Source organism: Glutamicibacter sp. HZAU, from assembly GCF_004100365.1.
Classification (GTDB): domain Bacteria; phylum Actinomycetota; class Actinomycetes; order Actinomycetales; family Micrococcaceae; genus Glutamicibacter; species Glutamicibacter nicotianae.
In genome coordinates, this window is the sequence record NZ_SCKZ01000002.1 from 251,167 (window position 1) to 272,587 (window position 21,421).

The following is a 21,421-nucleotide window of genomic DNA, read 5'->3' on the forward strand; positions in this document are numbered from 1 at the left end:
ACTCTACCCGCCCAGAGCATCCCTGCGTGCTTGCAGGTACTCGTCGCGGGTAATGACTCCACGCGAGTGCAGTGAGTCGAGTTCGGACAGCTTGTCTTCAATGGATTTCTTCGGCGCTAGCAAAGCTGAATTCGCTGCTCTGGCCATCAGGTCGGTTTCCATGGTCAACGGATCGAAGCCGGCGCTCTTGGCTTTGCGGAAGTTGCGCACAATGACGAAGATGATGAGTCCGGCAAAGGCAATGAAAAGCACGGAGAACAAGGGAAGGCCGAATGACAACATCGTGTCGACGGTATCGAAGAGCGACGACGAGGTGCCGGGATCCAAATCGACGTAGCCGAGTTCAGCAAGATCCTCGGGTGCCAGTTCTGAAATTTCCTCGCTGTATTCGATTTCGCCCATGATGCCCTTGTCCTTTGCCGGTTGCAGCTTCTACCGGTGGGATCCCCAAGTCAGATGGCCGTGAAGCAGTGAATCCAGTTGAACACGAAAAGCGCTTGAATGCCTAAGATAATTTTGGAGTTTTATTATCTTGTTACATGCCATGTGGCTTTATGGAGGTGGAGAAACTGGTTTTCCATGCCGCTGGCGACCGCTCCATCGGACCGCCCGTCGGCCAAACACCGGACTTTCACCTGCATCCTGGCGCTGCGGATCGCGATACCCGGGGAAACGATGGCAGGGCTCTGCGGAACCGTCGAATCGGCGCGGCGCTGTTCGATAGTCTTGGGGAACTATGACATACCAAGACCAGGCTCCGGTAGCCATCATCTCCCGCAACGACGAATCCCGCCTAGGAACTCCGCTGCTGGTGTTCCTGCACGGCTACGGCTCCAACGAGCAAGACCTCATGGGGCTCTCGCAGCACCTGCCCGAAGAATTCACCTACCTCTCCGTGCGCGCACCGCTGCCGGCAGGCCCGGGATACAGCTGGTTCCCGCTGACCCAGGAAATCGACTACTCCATCGAGTCGGTGGCCGGCAGCGTCGAAGCGCTGTGGGCACTGCTGGAACCGCTGTCCCAGCAGCACTCGTCGATCACCCTGCTCGGTTTCTCCCAGGGCATGGCCATGGCCACCTCGCTGGCCCGCTACCAGCGCGATGCCATTGAGGCAGTCGTGGGTCTCTCCGGCTTTGCCGTGGATCCCAAGACCTTGGACATCTTCGATGACGCGAAGCTGGCGGACAAGCCGCTGCCGATGTTCTGGGGCCGCGACCTGGCTGACCCGGTGATCACCCGGGACAAGATCGAATACACCTTGGGCTGGGTCCCGGGGCATACCGTGTTGACCAGCGAAACCTACCCGCAGATCGGCCACTCGGTGTGCATGGAAGAAATCCAGGACGTTGCCGGCTTCCTCACCAAGGTCGTCCTGAAGAAGGGCTAGCTACGGCTGGGCGGTGACGCGCACGCATTCGCCGTTCACGCACACCACGTCGCCGGGGCGGATCTGCGCCCCGCGGCGGGTGTCCACCTCGCCGTTGACGGTGACAATTCCCTCGGAAATCATTTCCTTGGCGTGGATGCCGTCCTCTGCCAGCGAGGCGAGTTTGAGCAGCTGGCCCAAGCGGATGGACTCGTCACGGATTTCTAGGTCAAAAGCTTCATTGGCACTCATGGCTTCCATTCTTCCCTATATAACCGGCCTGCACCGTGGATATGGCCCAAAGGCGTGGAAGTTCACGCCAGCGTTACCTGATTCGGCTTCGTGCGCAGGGCGTTGAAACGATACCCTTGAAATGTATGTATTTTTCTACGGACCGCAACCAGCGGCCTCGTAAGTCCCATTGGAGTTGATATGGCGCCACAGTCCAAGCTAGACCAGGTTATTTCCCTCGCAAAGCGTCGAGGATTCGTTTTCCAGGCCGGTGAGATCTACGGTGGTTCCCGTTCCGCATGGGATTACGGACCCCTGGGCACCGAACTGAAGGAAAACATCAAGCGCGAGTGGTGGCAGAACTTCGTTCGCGGCCGCGAGGACATGGTGGGCCTGGACTCCTCGATCATCCTGCCCAAGGCCGTCTGGGAAGCATCGGGCCACGTAGCCACCTTCACCGACCCGCTGGTCGAATGCATCCAGTGCCACAAGCGCCACCGCCAGGACCACCTGATCGAGGCCTTCGAAGCCAAGAAGGGCCGTGCGCCCAAGGACGGCATGAGCGAGATCGCCTGCCCCGACTGCGGCACCAAGGGCCAGTTCACCGAGCCGCAGATGTTCTCCGGGCTGATGAAGACCTTCCTGGGCCCAGTTGATTCCGAAGCCGGCCTGGCCTACATGCGTCCGGAGACCGCCCAGGGCATCTTCGTGAACTTCGCCAACGTGCTCACCGCCAGCCGCAAGAAGCCGCCATTCGGCATCGGCCAGATCGGCAAGGCCTTCCGCAACGAAATCACCCCGGGCAACTTCATCTTCCGCACCCGCGAGTTCGAGCAGATGGAAATCGAGTTCTTCACCGCACCTGAAGACGCACCGAAGTTCTTCGACCAGTGGGTCAAGGATTGCTGGGCATGGTTCATCGACCTGGGCATCAAGGAAGAGAACCTGCGCCAGTTCGACGTGCCGGAAGACGAGCGCGCCCACTATTCGGCAGGCACCATCGACTTCGAATACCGCTTCGGCTTCGCCGGCTCGGAGTGGGGCGAGCTGATGGGCGTCGCCAACCGCACCGACTACGACCTGTCCAGCCACGCCAAGGCTTCGGGCTCCGAGCTGTCCTACTTCAACCAGGCCACCGGGGAACGCTACACCCCGTACGTGATCGAGCCGTCCTTCGGCCTGACCCGTTCGATGATGGCGTTCCTGGTCGACGCCTACACCGAGGACGAGGCACCGAACACCAAGGGCGGGGTGGACAAGCGCACCGTGCTCAAGCTCGATCCGCGCCTGGCCCCGGTCAAGGCCGCCGTGCTGCCGCTGAGCCGCAACGAGAACCTCTCGCCGAAGGCAAAGGACCTGGCCAACGAGCTGCGCAAGCGCTGGAACATCGACTTCGACGACGCTGGAGCCATCGGCCGCCGCTACCGCCGCCAGGACGAAATCGGCACCCCGTTCTGCATCACCGTGGACTTCGACACCCTCGAAGACCAGGCAGTGACCATCCGCGAACGCGACACCATGTCCCAGGAACGCGTGTCCCTGGACCAGGTCACCGCCTACCTTTCCGAGCGCCTGAACGGAGCCTAGAGCCCGATGAACGAACTGGAATTCCGTCCCTGGCGTTCCGGCGACGACCTGGAGCTGCTGCAGATCTTCGGGGACCCGCGTTCGCCGCAGGCCCACCAGGACCGCACCATGCTGCGCGAGAACAGCGATGCGCCGTTCTCGCGCACGCTGGTGGCCACGGTTGACGGTGTGGCCATCGGCGCCGGCGTGGTATTCGCCTCCTCGCTGCACCCGCAGCGGCTCTGGCTCTATGTCGAGGTGGCTGCCGAGCAGCGCCGTTCCGGCGTGGGCACCGCGCTGGTGCAGCAGCTGCGCCAGCAGATCCCTGCAGGCCAGGCGCAGGAGCTCAAGGCCCGCTATACCGTTACGGCCGGAGACCCGGCCACCGCGGCGGCCGGCTTCTGCCAGTCGCTGGGCCTGGGCGAAATCCAGGTCTCGCGCGATGTCGTGCTGGAACCGGGAGCGCTGGCCGAGCCGGTGTTCGACACCAACGACCGGGTGATCGAGGACTTGTCCACCGGCAGCGTCGAGCTGACCAAGCTGGTGATGGACTTCTACAACGCGGTGCACACCGATTGGGATCCGGCCAAGATGACCGTAGGCTCGGCGCAGCGCATGCTGCTCGATGAGCACACCGGCGCGCAGGGCGCACTGGTGCTGCGCGACAAGCCCAAGCGCGAGGGCGGCGTTCCGCTGGCCTTCGCGGTGAGCTACGTGCCGGCCCGCGAGAACGCCCCGACCGACGTGCTGGTGGGCCATAATCCGGCCTTCAGCGATGACGAGGTGGCCGAAGCGGTGCGCGACATGGTCGCCATGCTGATCCACCAGTACCCGGTGAAGCTGGAAGTCGACTCGTCGATGTTTGTCCTCTCCTCGCTGATCGACGCGTTGGCAGCGGTTGAGCAGGCCACCGTCATCTCCACGACCCACATCATGGCGTCCGACGCCGTTCGCTAGCCCTGGCACACCGCAACGGGACCTGCACTGCAGGTCCCGTTGCGGTTTTCTGAACCGGAAACCTTCTGCACGAAAGCCAGCTTTTGACCTCCCGTACCACCCCGCCGCCGGTTCACGCCGGCGGCACCCTGCTTTTCATCCTGCTCGGCGCGGCCTCCGGGCTGCTGCTCTCCCTCCAGTCGAGGATTAACGGCGCACTGGCCACGGCCCTGGGCGATCCGATCGCCGCGGCCGCCTTCAGCTTCGGGGTGGGCTTGCTGGCGTTGGCGCTCACCGCGCTGGCAGCTCCCACGGCCCGCCGGGGCGTGCGGCGGATCCCCGCGGTGCTGCGCGGGCGCCGTGTCCCGTGGTGGTACCTGGCCGCCGGAGCGGTCGGCGCGCTGATCGTGTTCAGCCAGTCCGCCACGGTCCCGCTGATCGGGGTGGCGCTGTTCACCGTCTGCCTTGTCACCGGCCAGTCCATCGGCTCCATGGCCATGGACCGCGTGGGCTTCGGCGGGGCGGCGCCGCGCAGGATCAGCATTCCGCGCATCATCGGCGTGGCGCTGACCATCGTGGGCGTCATCTGGGCGGTGGACCCCGGCGCCGCCGGCACCGGGCTGTCTGGGCAGCTGCTGCCCATGGGCTTCGCCGTGCTGGTGGGCATGCTGATGGGGTTCCAGGGCGCGGCCAACGGGGCGCAGTCCGCGGCCTACGGCAGCGCGATCGCCGCCACCTTAGTGAACTTCGTCGTGGGCTTCGCGGTGCTGGGCGCGGTGATGCTGGCGCGGCTGGCCGGCGGGGCACGGCTTGCGCCGCTGCCGGCGGAGCCCTGGTACTACATCGGCGGGCTGCTGGGCTGCATCTTCGTGGGCCTGACCGCCACCGTGATCAAGCGGCTGGGAGTGCTGGTCACCAGCCTGGCCGCGGTGGGCGGGCAGCTGGTGGGCTCGCTGGTCCTGGACATCGTGGTACCCGCGGCCGGAAGCCGCCTGAGCACCGCGACGGTGCTGGGCACCGCGCTGACCCTGCTGGCGGTGGCGCTGGCCTCGGTGTCCGGGGCGCGCGGCACCGCGGCGGCGGTGGAAACCCGGCAGAAGATCCGCCGCTAGCGGCACCGGAAGCGCTGTTTACCTGGCGTTTTCCTTGCCCGCGTAGGCTGGCCGCATGAACAGCGAGCAGCACACCCGCAGGGGATCGGCAGGCGAAGTGTTCCGCGTCTTCCTGAAGCTTGGTTTAACCTCCTTCGGCGGCCCGATAGCGCACCTGGGGTATTTCAGGACCGAGCTGAGCGAACGCCGCCGGTGGGTCACCGACACCCAGTATGCGCAGCTGGTGGCGCTGTGCCAGTTCATCCCCGGACCCGCCTCCAGCCAGGTGGGTTTCGCGCTCGGCCTGCACCGGGCCGGGCTGCGCGGGGCTTTGGCCGCCTTTGCCGCCTTCACCCTGCCCTCAGCGGTGCTGCTGGCCCTGTTCGCCTACGGCGCCTCGCTGTTCACAGGAACCGTGGGGGCGGGGCTGCTGTCCGGGCTGAAAATCGTGGCGGTGGCCATCATCGCCCAGGCGGTGCTGGGCATGGCCAAGACACTGACCCCGGATGCCACCCGCGCCTCGATTGCGGTGGCGGCGGCGATGGCAGCCTTGCTGCTGGGCGGAAGCCTGGGACAGGTGCTGGCGATCGTGCTGGGGCTGGCGGCCGGCTACTTCCTTTGCCTCACACCCCCGTCCGCGAAGACAAGCAGTGACGAGGCGCCGCTGCGGTTCACCGTCAGCCGCCGTGCCGGCGTTTTCAGCCTGGGCGCGCTGGCCCTGCTGCTGGTGGGCGTCCCGCTGGCCGCGGCCGCCACCGGGTGGGGAGCGCTCTCGCTGTTTGACGCGTTCTACCGTTCGGGCGCACTGGTCTTCGGCGGCGGGCATGTCGTCCTGCCGCTGCTGCAGGGGGCGGTGGTGGACACCGGCTGGGTCTCGAACCAGGACTTCCTGGCCGGCTACGGTGCGGCGCAGGCCGTCCCGGGACCGCTGTTCACCGTCGCAGCCTATCTGGGAACCATTTCCACGGTGGGTCCCGGCGGCATGCTCGGCGCCGCGATCGCCTTGACGGCCATCTTCCTTCCCGGATTCCTGCTGCTGGTGGGGGTGCTGCCGTTCTGGAACGTGATTTCTCGCCGCCCGCGGGCGCAGGCCATCATGCGCGGCGCCAACGCCGCGGTGGTGGGGATCCTGGCCGCCGCGTTGTACAGCCCGGTGTTCACCAGCGCGGTCACCGGGCCCGGGCAGTTCGCCCTGGGTCTGCTGTGCTTCGTGCTGCTGGTGTCCTGGAAGCTTCCGCCGTGGAGCGTGGTGGTTATCGGAGCCCTGGGAGGAGTTCTGCTGGCGCTGGCCGGAGCCTGACGACCTTGGTGCCGGCCGCCAGGTCATGCGGTCCGCGGCCCTCGCGCTGCACCCCGAGCATCAGCAGGTAGACCGCCGGCAGCACGTTGGCGACAACCGCCGCCGTGTACAGCCAGACCGGAAACGTGGTGCTGCCGGTGGAAGCGATGGCCGCGAAATTCCAGACGGAGAAATGCGCAATCTCCCACGGCAGCAGCTTGACCGCGGTGCGCAGCAGGATCCGCGGCGTGGAGGCCCGTTCGCCGGTGCGCCCGTCGACGACCTGCAGCTGCAGCCGGCGTTTGCCCAGTGTCGCTTGGGCGGCGGAGGACTCGGTGAGAAACAGGTAGATGCCCACGGGCAGCACCAAGACCGCGAAACCCAGCAGCTGGGCGCCGGCCGGGCCCAGCACAAGCCAGTTGCAGAACTTGCCGGTGCTCAACCGGAGCAGAGCGACGGTGGCCGCGAGCGCCAGCATCCACCCGAGGATCACCAGGTAATCCACGAGCGAGGCCAGAACCCGACTCCACAAAGCGGGCCTGGTCGACTCCTGCGCGGCCGCCATGGCTGTACGCTAACACGGCTTTGGAGGGCCTGCCATGGCTTGCGGCGTTTTCAGTCCAGTCCGCTGATCGTGTAGTCGCGGGTGATTGCGCGGGTCATCCGTCCCCATAAGCTCGAAGCCCCGCGTTCTTGGTGGGCCCTGAACGCCGCTGGATCGGTGAAACGTTCCTCGACCGACCAGATCAGCGGATCCTGCGTCGGCGCGACCTCGAAAAAGATGCAGCCCTGCTCCTTGCGGGTGAGCTCGATATGCCCGGGGAGATAAGCCGTCACCAGTTCGGCTTCCGCCGTGTTTTTGCACAGCAGCCGGCCGCTCAAGCGCACGTGGTCCATTCGTCAATTCTCCGTTTCGGTTGAGTCCCGGTCAGATTCCTTCGCCCTTTGATGCCCGCGGGTTCACTACCGATCAACCCCTGCAGGCTTCGAGCCCAATGGCAAGAGGCGAAGGCGCCCTGCCCTGTTGTTGTCCGCCGTGGGATCCCGCGTCGTCTCCGGCCAGGAGCGCGCCTTACCTTGCCACACCCCTTGCGGCGGTGCCCGGGATCAGTCCGCCAGTTCCGTGAAACTCACCTGTCCGTCGGCGCCGGCCACGGCCAGCAGCGAGCCGGGCCGGGTGGCCAGGGTTTCGGTGATCCGGTTGACCAGCTGCTGGGTGATTTCCTCGGGCAGGCGCGGGCCGCTGGAAGCGATCCAGCGCACCACCAGTCCTTCGGTGAGCTGCAGCGTGGCGAGCAGATGGTCGCTGCCATGCGGCGCCACCACGATTACCGTCCGTGCTGCTGCCGGGGCCGGCTCGGCCGGAACCGGGGAGCCTGCGGACGGGGCCGCCGGGGCTTGCGGCCGCTGGGAGGCCAGCCGTTCCCGGTCCGACTTCCACAGGGCGAAATGATAGGCCGACACCCCCGCGGTGGCGAGCAGCCATCCCAGCGGGGCGCGGATGTAGTCCAACAGGTTCAGCGCAGCAGACGTGCCGGCCACCAGGATCTCGAAGACGCGGTAACCGACAATCAACAACGCAACCAGGGCGACCACGGCGCTGACGCCGAAGAAGAGCACCAGGTACACGCGCCGGGACTCGGGATCTGCCGGGACCCCCGGACGGAAGTACAACGCCCAGAACACCACACCGACCACTGCCAGCGCGATGCCGGTGCGCAGCACCGACGGCGCGGTGTCGGAATTCAGCGGCGAGGAGACCGAAGCGAGCAGCGCGTTCACGACCATGCCCAAGCCGCTGGCCAGCAACGCGAGCGAAATGCCGCTGATGATCTGCCGCGACACCGTTACCACCAGCAGGCCGCGGCCGGCGAGCTGCCAGTGGTGGTAGGTCCAGAAAATGGCGCCGGACAGCAGCGCGGAGATCGCCAGCGGCCCCGAGTCCGCGAAACGCCGGCCCATCTCGGTGAAATCCCACGGCAGCGGGATGACGATGTTCAACGTTGCCGCGGCCGCCAGCAGCGTGGCCAGCGCGGCCAGGCAGACGCCGACCAGCATCACCACGAAGGAGCTGAAGATATCGCGCAGGGCCTGGACCCGTTGCAGCTTCCAGTGCCAGAACCACAATAAGGCGGCGCCCAAGACCCAGATCACCGAGCCCAGCAGGCGCGGCAGCGGGCTCTGGCCCACCAGGATCACGGACGGAACGAACAGCAGATCCAGCGCGGTGCGCAGTGCCGCGGCCAGGGCGAATGCGGTCAGGCCCAGCGCATAGGCGTTGCCCAGGCAGGCCGCAAGGTGCGGCAGCTCGCGCGGCGCGTACTTCACTGAATTCAGCATCCGGAATTGCCAGAAGGCCACCAAGCCCCAGCCCACGACGGTGCCGGTCAACTCCTGCCAGGAATTCGAGGCAATGCCGTCGACCAGCCCGGAAAGCAGACGCAGCAGCGCGACCGAGGACATCACCAACGCGATCAGGTAGACGGCCGCCCCCTGCAGGGACCAGATGGCCGCGTCGGTGGGGTGCGCGTCGATTAGCTTCTTGCGGATCCATACCCACAGCAGCCAGGCCAACGGCCCGGGGATGACGGTGAAGGCCAAGGCGGTGGCCAGGACCAGCTGCCGGTCGTCGTCGACGACCAGGCCGCGCAGGGCCATGCCGACGAGCAACGACAGCCCCGTGCCCAGCAGGATCAGCAGGACCAGCAGCAGGCCGTGCAGGATCAGGCCGCGCAGGGCGTTGACGGTCTGCCCGGTGGCGGATTTAGACGGTGAGCTCATGGCTAGAGCCCCATTTCTTCGGCGGTGCACAGGCCCATCTGCCACGGTGTGGCGGTGATCAGCCAGGTGCCGTTGACCTTCTTCAGTTGGAAGACGTCCTGCGATTCGTAGGATTCGAAGAACAACCCTCCTTCGATCCCGTAGGCCATGGATACGGTAATGGTCGACGTCTGTTCGGTGGTGGCCTCGCGAACCAGGCTGACCTGTGCGGTCTCACCCTCGCTGGAGTAGGGGTCGCAGACCTGCTTGTCGCCGCCGTCCTCGACAAGCTTCTGCGCCGCGGACAGGTCCGAGGACTGGAACGCGAGCACGTAGCGCTGGACCACCCCGGCAGGGGTGTCAGCATCGCGCAGCGGAGGGGCGGGGCGCAGGGAAACAACAATCAGGGCGGCTATAATCAAGCCCACACTGAGCGTTGCCAGGGCGATCAATGCGCCCTTCGCAGGCACGGAAATACTTGTCATAGCCCAATTTTCTACTACCGCGGATTGATAAACCAGTACTGTGACATTGCGGTTTGATCAAGATCTCACCACCGGATTTGCCCCCATGGGCGATAATGGAGTGGTGACGACCCTGACTGATGCGCCAACCAACACTCCGACCCTCAAGCTGCCACCGCTGCAGCTGGGCAAGCTGACCATTGATACTCCGGTGGTCCTTGCTCCGATGGCTGGCGTGACCAACCGCGCCTTCCGCCGCCTCTGCCGTGAATACGGCGGCGGGCTGTATGTCACCGAGATGGTCACCGCCCGCGCGCTGGTGGAACGCAACCCCGAATCCCTGCGCATTATTTCGCACGACCCCGACGAAGAGATCCGCTCCATCCAGATCTACGGCGTGGATCCGGCAACCGTGCGTGCCGCCGTGCGCATGGTGGTTGACGAGAACCTGGCGGACCACGTCGATTTGAACTTCGGCTGCCCGGTCCCCAAGGTCACCCGCAAGGGCGGAGGCTCGGCGCTGCCCTGGAAGACCGACCTCTACACCTCGATCATTGAAGCAGCCACGTCCGAGGCCGCCAAGGGCGATATCCCGCTGACCGTGAAGATGCGCATCGGCATCGACAAGGACCACGTGACCTACCTGGAGTCCGCCAAGATCGCCCGCGACCACGGCGCCGCAGCGGTGACCCTGCATGCGCGCACCGCGGGCCAGTACTACGCCGGCCACTCCGACTGGTCGGCCATTGCCACCTTGCGCGAGACCATGGACGATATGCCGGTACTGGGCAACGGCGACATCTTCAGCGCCGAGGACGCCATCGCAATGGTGGAGCAGACCGGTGCCGCCGGCATCATGGTGGGCCGAGGCTGCCAGGGCCGCCCATGGATCTTCGGCGACCTGCAGGCTGCCTTCGAAGGCCGCGAGGACCGTTTCCGCCCCGGGGTGCGCAAGGTGGCTGAGACCGTGTACCGCCACGGCGAGCTGCTCACCGAATTCTTCGAGGACGAGGGCAAGGGCATGCGCGATATCCGCAAGCACATCGCCTGGTATTTCAAGGGCTACCCGGTCGGCGGCGAGATCCGCTCGCAGCTGGCCCAGGTGCCATCCCTGGCCCGCCTGCGCGAACTGCTGGACCAGCTGGATCTGGATTTGCCGTACCCCGGCGAAGGCGCCGAGGGCACCCGTGGCCGTGCCGGCCACCCGAAGAAGACCCACGTGCCTGACGGCTGGCTGGATAACCGCGTGATGAGCGACGCCCACCGCGAAATGATCAAGGCCGCCGAACTGGATATCTCCGGCGGCTAGGTCCCATTCGCTGGCCACGGCTACGCCACTAGTGGATAACTCATAATTGCAGGCAAAGACTCACTAGACTGGGAACCATGACTCAGATCCCCGGATATACCGAAGCCGACCAGCAACGGTGGGTGCCTGAACCAGCAAAGAAGTCGTACCGCACCGCGTTTGAGCGGGACCGTGCCCGCGTGCTGCATTCCTCGGCATTGCGCCGTTTGAGTGCCAAGACCCAGGTCGTGGCACCGAACCAGAATGACTTCGTACGCAATCGGCTGACGCACTCATTGGAAGTGGCCCAGGTGGGCCGCGAGCTCGGTGCAGCCCTGGGCTGCGATCCGGATGTCGTCGATACCGCCTGCCTGGCGCATGATCTGGGCCATCCGCCCTTCGGCCACAATGGGGAAAAAGCCCTGGACAAGGTCGCCAAGGACATCGGCGGGTTCGAGGGCAATGCGCAGACGCTGCGCTTGCTGACCCGCCTGGAAACGAAGACCTTCAGGCACAATGGGCATTCGGCCGGGCTGAATCTCTCGCGCGCCTCGCTGGACGCGGCATGCAAGTACCCGTGGCTGAAGGCAGATGCCCCGGAAGTCAACGGCAAGAAGACCAAGAAGTTCGGCGTCTATGAAGACGACGCGACGATTTTCGCTTGGCTGCGCAATGTTCCGGAGGCCACCGCGGGAGCAGTCTGCATGGAAGGCCAGGTCATGGACCTTGCGGACGACATCTCCTACTCCGTGCATGACGTGGAAGACGCAATTGTCGGTGGCAAGCTGCAGCTGCGCTGGCTCAAGCAGAATATGCAGCGCGAGCGCGCGCTGCAGGTGACCAAGGACTGGTACCTGCCGATGACCGACGAGGCCGATATCGATGCTGCGCTGCGCCGCCTGGAAGCCAGCGAGGAATGGGTTGCCCACTTCGACGGCTCGCGGCGTTCCATGGCCGCGCTGAAGGACATGACCAGCCAGTTCATAGGCCGTTTCGCCGCCGCTGCCATGGATGCCACCCGTGCCCGCTACGGGGACGGCAAGCTCACCCGCTACAACGCGAGCCTGATCGTGCCCGAGGAAACCGAACACGAGATTGCCGTGATGAAGGGCATCGCCGCCAGCTACGTGATGACCTCCGAAGTGCGCCAGCCGCTCTACGAGGACCAGCGCACGCTGCTGGCCGAACTGGTTCAGCTGCTCTTCGAGACCGGCCGGGATAACCTGGAGCCGATCTTCGCAGCCGACTGGGAGGACGCCGCTGATGAGGCCGCGCAGCTGCGCGTGGTGATTGACCAGGTCGCCTCGCTCACCGACGTATCGGCCACCGAATGGCACTCGTATCTGGTCAAGGGCGAAGCCCCTGACGCAAAGTTGTTCTAGAAGGGAATCATGGCAGGGCTGATCAAGCGTGAAGATATCGACGAGGTGCGCAACCGCACCGACCTGCGCGAGGTCGTCGAATCCTATGTCACGCTCAAATCCGCGGGCATCGGCTCGTACAAGGGCCTGTGCCCTTTCCACGATGAACGCAGCCCGTCCTTCCATATCCGCCCGCAGCTGGGCACCTTCCATTGCTTCGGCTGCGGCGAGTCCGGCGATGTCATCGCCTTCATCCAGAAAATGGACCACTCCTCGTTCACCGAAACCGTGGAACTGCTCGCCGCCCGGATCAACTACGAGCTGCACTACGAGGACGGGGGACCGGGACCGCGCCGCGAGGACTACGGCAAGCGCCAGCGCCTGGTCGACGCGCACAAGGTCGCCGAGGAATTCTTCCGCGCGCAGCTGGCCACCGATGAAGGCGCCGCGGGCCGCGAGTTCCTCGCCGGCCGCGGCTTCGACGCGGAAGTCGCCGCCCAATTCTCGGTAGGCTATGCGCCCAAGGGCTGGGATTCGCTGCTCAAGCACCTGCGTTCCAAGGGCTTCGTCGATGACGAGCTGAAGCTCACCGGCATGTTCTCCGAAGGCAACCGCGGCATCTACGACCGGTTCCGCGGACGAGTCATGTGGCCGATCCGCGACCTGTCAGGTGCAACCATCGGCTTCGGTGCGCGCAAGCTCTACGAGGACGACCAGGGGCCGAAGTACCTGAACACCCCGGAGACCCAGCTCTACAAGAAGTCCCAGGTGCTTTACGGCATCGACCTGGCCAAGAAGCAGATCTCCAAGAGCCGGCAGATTGTCGTGGTGGAAGGCTACACCGACGTGATGGCCTGCCATCTGGCTGGCATCACCACCGCGGTGGCCACCTGCGGTACCGCGTTCGGCACCGACCACATCAAGATTGCCCGCCGCCTGCTGCAGGATGACGGCACCGGAGGCGAAGTGGTCTTCACCTTTGACGGCGACGCCGCGGGCCAGAAGGCCGCGTTGCGCGCGTTCGAAGAAGACCAGCGGTTCATCGCCCAGACCTACGTGTGCGTTGAGCCAACCGGTGCCGACCCCTGCGATTTGCGCTTGCACCGCGGGGATGAAGCGGTACGCGAGCTCATTGAGCTCAAGCGTCCGCTGTTCGAATTCGCCATCCGTGCGGAACTGAAGAAATTCAATCTGAACACCGTTGAAGGACGAGTCCAGGCCTTGCGCCAGACCGCCCCCATCGTTGCCCAGATCCGCGACTCCGCCATTCGTCCGGCGTATGCCCGCGAGCTGGCCGGTTGGCTGGGAATGAACAACGAGGACGTCAACCGCTCGGTCGGCGCCTCCATCAAGCGCGCCCGGTTGCCGAAAAACGCCGAGCTGCAGGCACCGCGCCCGCAGCCAGGCGAAGCCGGACCGGCCATCCCGGCCGCGCCGGCCTTCGAACGCCCGGATCACCGAGACCCGGTGATGCGCCTTGAGCGGCAGGCACTGGAAGTTGTCATCCAGCAGCCGCAACGGCTGAAGGATGAGCAGTGGCAGGCGTTCTACGAGGCCCGATTCCTGGCCCCGGCCCATTCGGCTGTCCATGACGGGATCGTTGCCGCTTCCAGCGCGGGTGCCTCGGCGACCTCCTGGGTTGAAGTGATCCGCAACGAAGTTCCCGAGCAATTGCGCAGCTTCGTTTCGGAACTTGCCGTGACCAGCATTCCGGCATCGGATGAGCACAGCCTGAACCGCTACTGCGCCGACATCATCAACGGATTGATTGAGCTTCAAATCACACACCGCAAGGCTGAGCTCATCGGCCGGCTTCAGCGTGCGGAAATGGAACCTGAGGGTGAAGAATATGCCCAGATCAACCGAGAATTGATGGAACTGGAAATGCGCCGGAGGATCTTGCGCGGGACCTAGGATCCCGATTTTGCAATCACGGGATTCTTGGGTAAAGTTATATCTCGTTGCAATCCTCCATAGCTCAATTGGCAGAGCATTCGACTGTTAATCGAAGGGTTACTGGTTCAAGTCCAGTTGGAGGAGCTTACAGAAAAGTTCCGGCTCGCATCTGCGAGCCGGAACTTTTTATTTTCGCCTGAGAAGCCCGGAATCCACGAGGCGTTTATCGGGGACATTGGCCGGGCACGCCGGTGCAATTTTTCCTGCAGCAGTCAGTCCGCCAGGTTCCACAAGCGCCGGGATTCCAGATACCAGAAGTACGAGAACAGGCCGATCTCGAACCATTCGACAATGAACAGTGCTTCCTCAATACCCAGTGCCAGCAGAATCGGCCAGGCAATCAGTCCGAGCAGCATCAGTACCAAGAGGATTGCATAGTGGGTCTTCTTGCCGCCGCTGGTATCCATGGAGCACAGCGGCCTATGATCCAGATGGCTGGCGATGGCGATGCCCATGGAGAAAATCAGCAGGAACGCGGCGCTGGCATGCACTCCGGCGAACTGCCTGCCTTCGATGGTCCGCCACAACAGCAGAAGGACAAAGGCGATCAGGAGCAGGGTGCTGAGCAATCCCAGGATTTTGGTCAAGTTGCTCTGGAACAGCGCGCGGTGCGGAGCGTTGCTGGTCCGGATTCCCAGCCAGATGAAAACCACGCTGACGACGAGTACCGCAATGACCGATACCTGCACGGAGAAGATCAGCCGCTGCTGCTCGCCGATTGGCAGGCTTGCTAGCGTTTCTCCCAGCCTGGTCGGGACCACTGCAACGAACATGGCGTAGAAGCCGGCTAAATTCAGGGCAAAATCTTCCAGCTCTTCTCCGGTATAGACCACCAGCAGCACCCCGGTAGTCACCAGCATTGCGACGAAGAGGTCTCGTGCCGGTCCCAGGTAGTAGGAACTCAGCGAGTCTTCGATGCGCTGGTTGGCAATGCCATAGATGACAATCGCGACGACGAGGAGCAGGGGCACCACGAGCAGCATCAGGCGCACATAGCGCAGCGTGCTCCGGCCCGGAGAACGTTCGATTGAAGTGGCCATGACTGCATTCTGTAATTAATCGCCCGGGTTGTGCGAACGGCCCGCCAAGGGAAGGAAAATTCCCGGCAGAATTGCAGGCAATGAATTGCGGGAAGCTAAATTGTCGGTGCGCAATGACAAGCTTTTGAAGAGTCAACAAAGACTCCGAATCGGCTGAAGCAGTCATCCGCTTGAGCCGATCGCCGACTCGGTGCCAGCTGGGCGCCGTCTTCACTCGAAAGAAGCTTTCATGTCTGTACAAAATCCGCTCGACCCGAATGTGGTGCCGCCGGTGCCCCAGGCCAAGACCTCTGCTGGCAAGGGCCTGGGCATCGCAGCCCTGGTTGTAGGCATCGTTGCCTTGGTTCTGTGCTGGGTGCCGATCGTCAACAACATCGCCGCGGTGCTCGGCTTCGTTGCCCTGGTGCTCGGCATCATCTCGCTCGTCGTCGCCTCCAAGCGCCATGGCAGCAAGGGCTTGGGCATCGCATCGAGCATCATCTCCATCGTCGCCATCATCCTCGTGTTTGCCACCCAGGCAGCCTACGTGAAGGCGATCGACGAGGTTGCCAACGATATTGCCGACGCCTCGGACGGCGAGGTGGCAGCCCCGGCGGAGGTCATCGAGCAGGCCGAAGATGAATCACAGGTACTGGCCTTGGGACAGGCGGCTACCGTTGGCGAGTATTCGGTGAACGTCAGCGCAGTGAATCTGGATGCCGGAGCAGAGATCGCCAAGGCCAACGAGTTCAATGAGAAGGCCGAAGGGCAGTACGTCCTTGTGGATCTTTCGGTTGTCTACAACGGAGACGAAGAGGGAGATGCCTGGTTGGATCTGAATCCAGAACTCGTGGGATCGGATGCCAGCATCTACAGCACGACCAGCTCGTTCGCAGTCCCCGCGAAGCCGGGCACCGATCTGCCTACCCTGGCCAACGGCGGCAAGGGAAGCTACCAGGTAGTCTTCGACGTGCCGGCCGAGGCCGTGGAAGATGCGAAAATCCGTGTGAGCGAGACGATCTCGTTCTCGGACGAATCGGTGCTCTGGGCCACCAAGTAGCTCGCATTCGAAGAGGCTCCGCCATCCAATCAAGGATGGCGGAGCCTCTTTTTGTGCCGCTTTTCATTCGCGCCGGCGGAGCCGGAGCCGGCCGTCCGCCGACTTCGACGAATCCCTGCCGCCCGCTGGATCGGCCGTAGGCCAGCCGGCGATTGTTACAGCACTAGGAACACGGAAACCGGTGGGATTGAAGAAATTTTCATGGGATTTTCCCCAAGCCAGAGTCCCGGAAAAGCGCTGGAAATCGCGGTTTTCCGAACGTTCTCATTTACTTCTCATGGGCGAGCCATGATCTTCTAACAAGTGCCTAATGAGCTCCTCACAAGGGTTTTTTAATGTTCAAAACATGATTCGTCGCATACTTCTCATCCTCCGGCCAGGTCGCCGAGGCAGCCAACGTGGGCATCGCGCAGGAAATCGAGGAGTTCCGGACATTCGCGGCTGAGGGGCTGGACCCGAAGACTGCCCGGCCGTTTTCCTCCATGGGCGAATTGATGGAACGCTATCTGGCCCGCCAGCAGCCAATGGCCGGCGAAGCGATCATCGGCCAGGCCGACGGGCGGGTGCTCGCCGCAGGAACCGCCGCAAACCAGGCCGGGAGCTGGCTGGCTGAAGACCCGGTGCTCCTGGGACGGATTCTCAATGACGCGAAGACCTCTGGAATCCTGGAAAGCAACCACGGGACGGTCCACTGGGCGAAAGCCGAGGCGAAAGATGCCTCCGGGGCCAACGGCGAAGGCCACCAGGCGCACCTGGTCGTTGCGCACTTTATCGGCGGTGCCCAGGACGAAGCCAACCGGCAAGCAACGATGCTCTTTGGCGTAGCAGCCGGGGGACTGGCCCTGACGGCGGGCATCGCCTGGCTGGCAGCCGGCCAGATCATGCGCCCCATCCGCACCATGAGCGAAACCGCCGCATCGATTACCGCCAATGACCTTTCGGCCCGCGTTCCGGTGGAAGGACGGGACGACCCGGCGCAGCTGGCCAGCACGCTGAACGCGATGCTCGACCGGGTTGAAGCTTCGCATCTGGCCCAACTCCACTTCATCTCCGAAGCACGCGAGCACCTAGGCGGCCCGCAACGCCAGCTGGCCTCCGCCCTGCAGAAGCTGAATGAGGAAGATCTTCCGCGCAAGCAACGCAACGCCATCATCAGCACCGCGCACGCCCATATTTCGCAGATAGGGCAGACCCTTGCCGACCTGGACCTGCTGGCGCAAAGCTCCACCCCGAACTTCATCCATCGGCAGATGATCTCCGTTGGCGAAGTCACGGCGGATGTCGCCGCGGCGGCTTCCCGTCCGGGAGCCTACCCGGACCGCCGATTCAGGATCGCCGAGTCCGCCAAGGCCCAGGCATGGCTGGATCCGCTACGCGTAGCCCAGGGAATGCACCAGCTGATCCAGAATGCGGTCGCGCATACCGAAGACGGTCAAAGCATCCGGATCGGTTCTGCCGCAGCCGATGGCATGGCCAGCTTCTGGGTTGCCAATGATGGACCGGCCTTGGATCCGGAAGAGGCCCGTGCCCTGCTGGAGAACTACCGCAGCGCACCGGGTACCGGCGAGCAGGGATCCGGCATGGGTCTCGGACTGGCCGTGGTGAAAGCGGTCGCCGAAGCCCAGGCGGCACGGCTTGGGTGGAATCAGGGCAGGGCAACGGGACCAGCTTCGGATTCTCCTTGCCGCTGGCCGACGCCGGGCAAGGCAGCAGCTGCGAGGAAGACTTCGCCCAATCCATGGCCAGCAGCCTTGGAGGCGAGTCATGAGCATCAAGCCAACCGCGCCCCGCGCGGGATTCCGCTACACCGCCCAGCGGCCCATGGGCCAGAGCGCCGAACCGGGCAAGGCCGGCGCGGCACCAAGCCGGTGGAGCAGGCAGAACTTCGCGCGGATCATCGCCGCGCTGCTCCTGCTGGCCTTCCTTGCCTGGTGCGCCTACGGAGCCTTCGGCCCGGCGGCCGGGACAGCGCAGGCACTGCCGGCGCAAGGAGCCCTGACCTTGGCGGTTTTCGCCGTGGCCATCTGGCTCTGGATCTTCTCGCCGGTCGGCGATACCTTCATCGCCCTGGGTGCAGCGGTGGTGCTGGTGCTCATGGGGGTGCTGCCCGAAGCCGAACTGTTCTCCTCGCTGGGCGAAGACACCATCTGGCTGCTGCTGGCCGCCTTCGTGATCGCGGCGGGGATCACCGCCACCGGACTGGCGACCCGTGCCGCGGCCTGGATCGCCGCGGGCGCGAACACCCCGCGGCAGCTGATCCACCTGAGCACCGGGGTGCTGGTTGCCACCGCTTTCGCGGTGCCCTCCACCTCCGGGCGCGCGGCCCTGGCCATCCCGGTGTTCATCGCCCTGGCCGAGGCCCTGGCAGATCGCCGCCGTGTCGTCTTGGCCCTGGCCCTGGTTTTCCCCTCGGTCATCCTGCTTTCGGCGGTGGCATCCTACCTGGGTGCGGGAGCGCACCTGATCACCAGCCAGATCCTCACGGCCTCAGGGCATGAAGGTTTCTCCTTCGCCGGCTGGCTGGTCTACGGCTTGCCGTTGGCGTTCGTTTCCTCGCATCTGTGCGCCGAACTGGTGCTGTGGATGTTCACCCGCGCCGAAGATCGTGCCCAGCCGCTGGCCGTGAGCATCGAACGGCTGCAGGAGCATTCGCCGGTGCCGCTCACCGGTCCGCTCACGGTAGGGCAATCCAGGGCAGCGCTGCTGGTCGCGGCGGTGGTGGCGCTCTGGTGCACCGAGCCGCTGCACCAGCTCCACCCAGCCATCGTGGCCCTGCTCGGCTCGTTGCTGGTCGCCAGTCCGGGATACGGCTCGGTCGGCTTGGCCAAGGCCTTGAAGGGGGTGCCGTGATCGATGCTGATCTTCATGGCAGCGACCCTGACCTTGGGGACCGCGCTCGCCGGAACAGGGGCCGCCGACTGGCTGGCCCGCCGGGTGCTTGGCCCGGTAGAGCAGCTCGGAGCTGCCGCCGCCTGGGTCTTCACCATTCTGGTGGTGGTGATCTCCGCCGCGGCGCACCTGGTCATCCAGTCCCGCTCGGCCCGCTCAGCGGTGCTGATCCCGCTGGTGGTGTCCCTCGCCCCGGGCGTCGGGGTCAATGCGGTGGCCATTGCGCTGGCGTCCACCGCCGCGGCCGGTTTCTGCCACACCCTGACCAGCAGCGCGAAACCGGTGAACCTGTTCTCCGAGATCGAAGGCATCGAAACCTATCGGCCAGCAGACCTGCTGCGCCTGAGCGCGGTGCTCGGACCGCTCATGGTCCTGCTGGTCCTGGCCTTCGCCTTCTGGATCTGGCCGGCCATGGGACTGCCGCTGTTCCTCTGACTCACTTCAAAGCTTCATTTCCAACGCATCCATCCTCACTGAAAAGGACAAAGAATCATGGCACACTCACTTCCACAACGCATCCTGGTTGCACCATCGGGTTTCAAGGAATCCCTCGACGCGGCAGCCGTGGCGGCAGCCATCGGCGCCGGCGTCCGCCGGGCATTGCCCGGAGCGGCAGTCAAGGCCGTGCCCATCGCCGATGGCGGCGAAGGCACCGCAGAAACCCTGGCCTGCGCTACCGGCGGCCAGCTGGTCCCGGTCACGGTCACCGGTCCGGTCGGCCAGCAGGTCCAGTCGCACTATGCGATGCTCGGCGGCGAGGCGGCAGGAACCGCGGTCGTGGAAATGGCAGCCGCGGCCGGCCTGCGGCTGGTTCCCCGCGACCAGCGGGATCCGGGAACCACGACCAGTTACGGAGTGGGGGAGCTGATCGCGGCCGCGATCGATGCGGGGGCTTCGAAGATCCTGGTGGGCTGCGGCGACTCGGGCACCTCCGATGGCGGTATGGGCGCATTGCAGGCACTGGGAGCACGGATGCTCGATGCCAAGGGCCGCGAGGTCAAAGCCGGCGGAAATTACCTCGGACGCGTGGACCGGCTGGATCTTTCCGGCCTGCACCCGGCATTGGCCGCCGGGCAGGTGCAGATCACGATGGCGTTGAACCAGCACAATGTGCTGACCGGACCGCGCGGTGTGGCGCGCGTATTCGGCCCGCAGAAGGGTGCCACCGAGGAACAGGTGGAAAGCATGTCGGCAGGCTTTGAACGCTGGGCTTCGATCCTGCGCCGCGATGCGCTGGAGTCCGCGCGCTCCACCGATTTCGCCTTGGCCCCCGGATCCGGTGCTTCGGGCGGACTGGGTGCCGGGCTGGCCGCAGTCGGGGCGGTGCTCTTGCCCCGCTTCGAGGCGATCCTGGACTCGGGCTTGGCCGGCATCGATCTGGATTCGATGCTGCGCGGAGCGGACCTGGTCATCACCGCAGAAGGCGCCATCGACTTCCAGACGCCCAAGGGCAAGGTGCCGGCGGAAGTTGCGCGGCGCGCCTCGCTGCATGGGGTGCCGGTGGTGGCCTTGGCAGGAACGCTGGGCCGCGGCTGCCGCGACGTGCATGATATCGGCATCGATGCCATTGCCTCGATCATGCCCATTCCCATGACATTGCAGGAAGCAGTGGATGACGGGGAACGGCTGCTCATCGAAGCGGCCGAACGCTTCATGCGCACCATCATCCTGGGCGCGTCGATGGCGGCGGCACGGCTGAGCCCGCGCGTGCCTGGTAAAAGATTCCGCTACAAGACGTAGCCGGCGACCAGCTGGGACAGGGCACGGATATCCACTTTGCCCTTGAACTCCAAGCGGACCTTGCCCAGTGAGCTGAACCAGAGATCCAGTTCAGCATCCAGATCGAAGGTTCCAGCCGTTTCAACCGAGAACGACTGGACCTTAGAATACGGCAACGAGGTGTAGTCCCGCTTCTTGCCGGTCATGCCTTGCACATTGACGGCGATGAGCCGCTTATTGGTGAACACCACGTAGTCGCGGGCGCCCTTGAAGGCGGCCTGCAGCTCTTCGCCAGCAACCAGCATGGGCATGATTTCAGGAGCTACCTGCGACAGGTCCCAGGGACCCAATTTGAAGACGGAAGAATTATTGAAATCGATCATGCATCGAGCGTATCGAGTGCGGCGGACAAACTACGTGACGCCTAATTTCCTAA

Annotated in this window: 22 protein-coding genes, 1 tRNA gene and 1 pseudogene; 15 read left to right on the forward strand and 9 right to left on the reverse strand. The window is 64.5% G+C overall.

Annotated features, from left to right (window positions below):
- Window positions 1-3: 3 nt before the first annotated feature.
- On the reverse strand, window positions 4-402 hold the full coding sequence (locus EKH49_RS03730; protein WP_128469762.1) for an SHOCT domain-containing protein: 399 nt from the start codon (window positions 400-402) through the stop codon (window positions 4-6).
- Between the two features lie 334 nt (window positions 403-736).
- On the opposite strand from EKH49_RS03730, the gene EKH49_RS03735 reads away from it, so the two are divergent.
- Window positions 737-1,387, forward strand: coding sequence for an alpha/beta hydrolase (locus tag EKH49_RS03735; protein ID WP_128469763.1), 651 nt, complete (start codon window positions 737-739; stop codon window positions 1,385-1,387).
- Here EKH49_RS03735 and EKH49_RS03740 read toward each other — a convergent pair whose 3' ends face one another.
- Window positions 1,388-1,618, reverse strand: coding sequence for an RNA-binding S4 domain-containing protein (locus EKH49_RS03740; protein WP_073706704.1), 231 nt, complete (start codon window positions 1,616-1,618; stop codon window positions 1,388-1,390).
- 180 nt (window positions 1,619-1,798) lie between these two features.
- On the opposite strand from EKH49_RS03740, the gene EKH49_RS03745 reads away from it, so the two are divergent.
- From EKH49_RS03745 to chrA, 4 genes are all read left to right on the forward strand, one after another.
- Complete coding sequence (locus EKH49_RS03745; RefSeq protein ID WP_066139473.1) at window positions 1,799-3,184, forward strand: glycine--tRNA ligase; 1,386 nt, start codon at window positions 1,799-1,801, stop codon at window positions 3,182-3,184.
- 6 nt (window positions 3,185-3,190) lie between these two features.
- Entirely contained in the window at window positions 3,191-4,120 is a 930-nt protein-coding gene (locus EKH49_RS03750; protein ID WP_128469764.1) for a GNAT family N-acetyltransferase, read from the forward strand.
- Between the two features lie 83 nt (window positions 4,121-4,203).
- Complete coding sequence (locus tag EKH49_RS03755; RefSeq protein WP_201739553.1) at window positions 4,204-5,211, forward strand: DMT family transporter; 1,008 nt, start codon at window positions 4,204-4,206, stop codon at window positions 5,209-5,211.
- Window positions 5,212-5,266: 55 nt separating this feature from the next.
- Window positions 5,267-6,490 carry a chromate efflux transporter gene (gene chrA, locus EKH49_RS03760; RefSeq protein WP_128469765.1) on the forward strand — a complete coding sequence of 408 codons (1,224 nt, stop codon included), beginning with the start codon at window positions 5,267-5,269 and terminating at the stop codon, window positions 6,488-6,490.
- Here the strand turns inward: chrA and EKH49_RS03765 are convergent.
- From EKH49_RS03765 to EKH49_RS03780, 4 genes are all read right to left on the reverse strand, one after another.
- Window positions 6,444-7,034 (reverse strand): RDD family protein, encoded by a 591-nt coding sequence (locus tag EKH49_RS03765; RefSeq protein ID WP_128469766.1) that lies wholly within the window; start codon window positions 7,032-7,034, stop codon window positions 6,444-6,446. The two genes, chrA and EKH49_RS03765, sit on opposite strands and share 47 nt — an antisense overlap.
- Window positions 7,035-7,084: 50 nt before the next feature.
- Window positions 7,085-7,366 carry a putative quinol monooxygenase gene (locus EKH49_RS03770; protein ID WP_128469767.1) on the reverse strand — a complete coding sequence of 94 codons (282 nt, stop codon included), beginning with the start codon at window positions 7,364-7,366 and terminating at the stop codon, window positions 7,085-7,087.
- 210 nt (window positions 7,367-7,576) lie between these two features.
- Window positions 7,577-9,250, reverse strand: coding sequence for a DUF5671 domain-containing protein (locus EKH49_RS03775; protein ID WP_128469768.1), 1,674 nt, complete (start codon window positions 9,248-9,250; stop codon window positions 7,577-7,579).
- A gap of 2 nt (window positions 9,251-9,252) precedes the next feature.
- Window positions 9,253-9,714: a hypothetical protein gene (locus tag EKH49_RS03780; protein WP_128469769.1), complete on the reverse strand. Its 462-nt coding sequence runs from the start codon at window positions 9,712-9,714 to the stop codon at window positions 9,253-9,255.
- Window positions 9,715-9,799: 85 nt separating this feature from the next.
- Between EKH49_RS03780 and dusB the strand changes: the two genes are divergently transcribed.
- The 4 genes from dusB to EKH49_RS03800 all read left to right on the forward strand — a co-directional run bounded on the left by dusB (window position 9,800) and on the right by EKH49_RS03800 (window position 14,382).
- Window positions 9,800-11,002: a tRNA dihydrouridine synthase DusB gene (dusB, locus tag EKH49_RS03785; protein WP_442903493.1), complete on the forward strand. Its 1,203-nt coding sequence runs from the start codon at window positions 9,800-9,802 to the stop codon at window positions 11,000-11,002.
- Between the two features lie 77 nt (window positions 11,003-11,079).
- Entirely contained in the window at window positions 11,080-12,363 is a 1,284-nt protein-coding gene (locus EKH49_RS03790; protein WP_128469771.1) for a deoxyguanosinetriphosphate triphosphohydrolase, read from the forward strand.
- 9 nt (window positions 12,364-12,372) lie between these two features.
- Window positions 12,373-14,256, forward strand: coding sequence for a DNA primase (gene dnaG / locus EKH49_RS03795; protein ID WP_128469772.1), 1,884 nt, complete (start codon window positions 12,373-12,375; stop codon window positions 14,254-14,256).
- A gap of 53 nt (window positions 14,257-14,309) precedes the next feature.
- Window positions 14,310-14,382: transfer RNA gene (locus tag EKH49_RS03800), tRNA-Asn, on the forward strand.
- Window positions 14,383-14,510: 128 nt separating this feature from the next.
- On the opposite strand, the gene EKH49_RS03805 is transcribed toward EKH49_RS03800, so the two are convergent.
- A complete protein-coding gene (locus EKH49_RS03805; RefSeq protein WP_128469773.1) occupies window positions 14,511-15,338 on the reverse strand; it encodes a hypothetical protein in 828 nt (275 codons plus the stop codon).
- A 229-nt stretch (window positions 15,339-15,567) separates the two neighbouring features.
- Between EKH49_RS03805 and EKH49_RS03810 the strand changes: the two genes are divergently transcribed.
- The gene (locus EKH49_RS03810) at window positions 15,568-16,377 is read left to right on the forward strand and encodes a DUF4352 domain-containing protein (RefSeq protein WP_128469774.1); all 810 of its coding nucleotides are present in this window, start codon (window positions 15,568-15,570) and stop codon (window positions 16,375-16,377) included.
- Window positions 16,378-16,742: 365 nt separating this feature from the next.
- Here the strand turns inward: EKH49_RS03810 and EKH49_RS16820 are convergent, their stop codons facing one another.
- Window positions 16,743-17,405 (reverse strand): hypothetical protein, encoded by a 663-nt coding sequence (locus tag EKH49_RS16820; RefSeq protein ID WP_236641020.1) that lies wholly within the window; start codon window positions 17,403-17,405, stop codon window positions 16,743-16,745.
- On the opposite strand from EKH49_RS16820, the pseudogene EKH49_RS17155 reads away from it, so the two are divergent.
- From EKH49_RS17155 to EKH49_RS03825, 5 genes and pseudogenes are all read left to right on the forward strand, one after another.
- Window positions 17,298-17,987, forward strand: a pseudogene (locus tag EKH49_RS17155) (HAMP domain-containing sensor histidine kinase); the annotation flags it as partial. The gene EKH49_RS16820 and the pseudogene EKH49_RS17155 overlap by 108 nt on opposite strands.
- Before the next feature lie 29 nt (window positions 17,988-18,016).
- Window positions 18,017-18,145 carry a hypothetical protein gene (locus tag EKH49_RS17045; RefSeq protein ID WP_269088420.1) on the forward strand — a complete coding sequence of 43 codons (129 nt, stop codon included), beginning with the start codon at window positions 18,017-18,019 and terminating at the stop codon, window positions 18,143-18,145.
- Window positions 18,142-19,227 (forward strand): SLC13 family permease, encoded by a 1,086-nt coding sequence (locus EKH49_RS03820; RefSeq protein WP_236641021.1) that lies wholly within the window; start codon window positions 18,142-18,144, stop codon window positions 19,225-19,227. The genes EKH49_RS17045 and EKH49_RS03820 overlap by 4 nt, the downstream gene beginning before the upstream one ends.
- Before the next feature lie 15 nt (window positions 19,228-19,242).
- On the forward strand, window positions 19,243-19,701 hold the full coding sequence (locus EKH49_RS16825; RefSeq protein WP_236641022.1) for a hypothetical protein: 459 nt from the start codon (window positions 19,243-19,245) through the stop codon (window positions 19,699-19,701).
- A gap of 57 nt (window positions 19,702-19,758) precedes the next feature.
- A complete protein-coding gene (locus tag EKH49_RS03825; protein WP_128469775.1) occupies window positions 19,759-21,006 on the forward strand; it encodes a glycerate kinase family protein in 1,248 nt (415 codons plus the stop codon).
- Here the strand turns inward: EKH49_RS03825 and EKH49_RS03830 are convergent.
- On the reverse strand, window positions 20,994-21,368 hold the full coding sequence (locus EKH49_RS03830; RefSeq protein WP_128469776.1) for a PH domain-containing protein: 375 nt from the start codon (window positions 21,366-21,368) through the stop codon (window positions 20,994-20,996). The genes EKH49_RS03825 and EKH49_RS03830 overlap by 13 nt on opposite strands.
- Between the last annotated feature and the right edge of the window lie 53 nt (window positions 21,369-21,421).

Excerpts from the sequence above, each read along its gene's own strand:
- EKH49_RS03730 (WP_128469762.1), bottom strand. The coding sequence starts at position 402 with ATGGGCGAAATCGAATACAGCGAGGAAATTTCAGAACTGGCACCCGAG.
- EKH49_RS03735 (WP_128469763.1), top strand. The coding sequence starts at position 737 with ATGACATACCAAGACCAGGCTCCGGTAGCCATCATCTCCCGCAACGAC.
- EKH49_RS03740 (WP_073706704.1), bottom strand. The coding sequence starts at position 1,618 with ATGAGTGCCAATGAAGCTTTTGACCTAGAAATCCGTGACGAGTCCATC.
- EKH49_RS03745 (WP_066139473.1), top strand. The coding sequence starts at position 1,799 with ATGGCGCCACAGTCCAAGCTAGACCAGGTTATTTCCCTCGCAAAGCGT.
- EKH49_RS03750 (WP_128469764.1), top strand. The coding sequence starts at position 3,191 with ATGAACGAACTGGAATTCCGTCCCTGGCGTTCCGGCGACGACCTGGAG.
- chrA (WP_128469765.1), top strand. The coding sequence starts at position 5,267 with ATGAACAGCGAGCAGCACACCCGCAGGGGATCGGCAGGCGAAGTGTTC.
- EKH49_RS03765 (WP_128469766.1), bottom strand. The coding sequence starts at position 7,034 with ATGGCGGCCGCGCAGGAGTCGACCAGGCCCGCTTTGTGGAGTCGGGTT.
- EKH49_RS03770 (WP_128469767.1), bottom strand. The coding sequence starts at position 7,366 with ATGGACCACGTGCGCTTGAGCGGCCGGCTGCTGTGCAAAAACACGGCG.
- EKH49_RS03775 (WP_128469768.1), bottom strand. The coding sequence starts at position 9,250 with ATGAGCTCACCGTCTAAATCCGCCACCGGGCAGACCGTCAACGCCCTG.
- EKH49_RS03780 (WP_128469769.1), bottom strand. The coding sequence starts at position 9,714 with ATGACAAGTATTTCCGTGCCTGCGAAGGGCGCATTGATCGCCCTGGCA.
- dusB (WP_442903493.1), top strand. The coding sequence starts at position 9,800 with ATGGGCGATAATGGAGTGGTGACGACCCTGACTGATGCGCCAACCAAC.
- EKH49_RS03790 (WP_128469771.1), top strand. The coding sequence starts at position 11,080 with ATGACTCAGATCCCCGGATATACCGAAGCCGACCAGCAACGGTGGGTG.
- dnaG (WP_128469772.1), top strand. The coding sequence starts at position 12,373 with ATGGCAGGGCTGATCAAGCGTGAAGATATCGACGAGGTGCGCAACCGC.
- EKH49_RS03805 (WP_128469773.1), bottom strand. The coding sequence starts at position 15,338 with ATGGCCACTTCAATCGAACGTTCTCCGGGCCGGAGCACGCTGCGCTAT.
- EKH49_RS03810 (WP_128469774.1), top strand. The coding sequence starts at position 15,568 with ATGTCTGTACAAAATCCGCTCGACCCGAATGTGGTGCCGCCGGTGCCC.
- EKH49_RS16820 (WP_236641020.1), bottom strand. The coding sequence starts at position 17,405 with ATGCGAAGCTTCAACCCGGTCGAGCATCGCGTTCAGCGTGCTGGCCAG.
- EKH49_RS03820 (WP_236641021.1), top strand. The coding sequence starts at position 18,142 with ATGAGCATCAAGCCAACCGCGCCCCGCGCGGGATTCCGCTACACCGCC.
- EKH49_RS16825 (WP_236641022.1), top strand. The coding sequence starts at position 19,243 with ATGGCAGCGACCCTGACCTTGGGGACCGCGCTCGCCGGAACAGGGGCC.
- EKH49_RS03825 (WP_128469775.1), top strand. The coding sequence starts at position 19,759 with ATGGCACACTCACTTCCACAACGCATCCTGGTTGCACCATCGGGTTTC.
- EKH49_RS03830 (WP_128469776.1), bottom strand. The coding sequence starts at position 21,368 with ATGATCGATTTCAATAATTCTTCCGTCTTCAAATTGGGTCCCTGGGAC.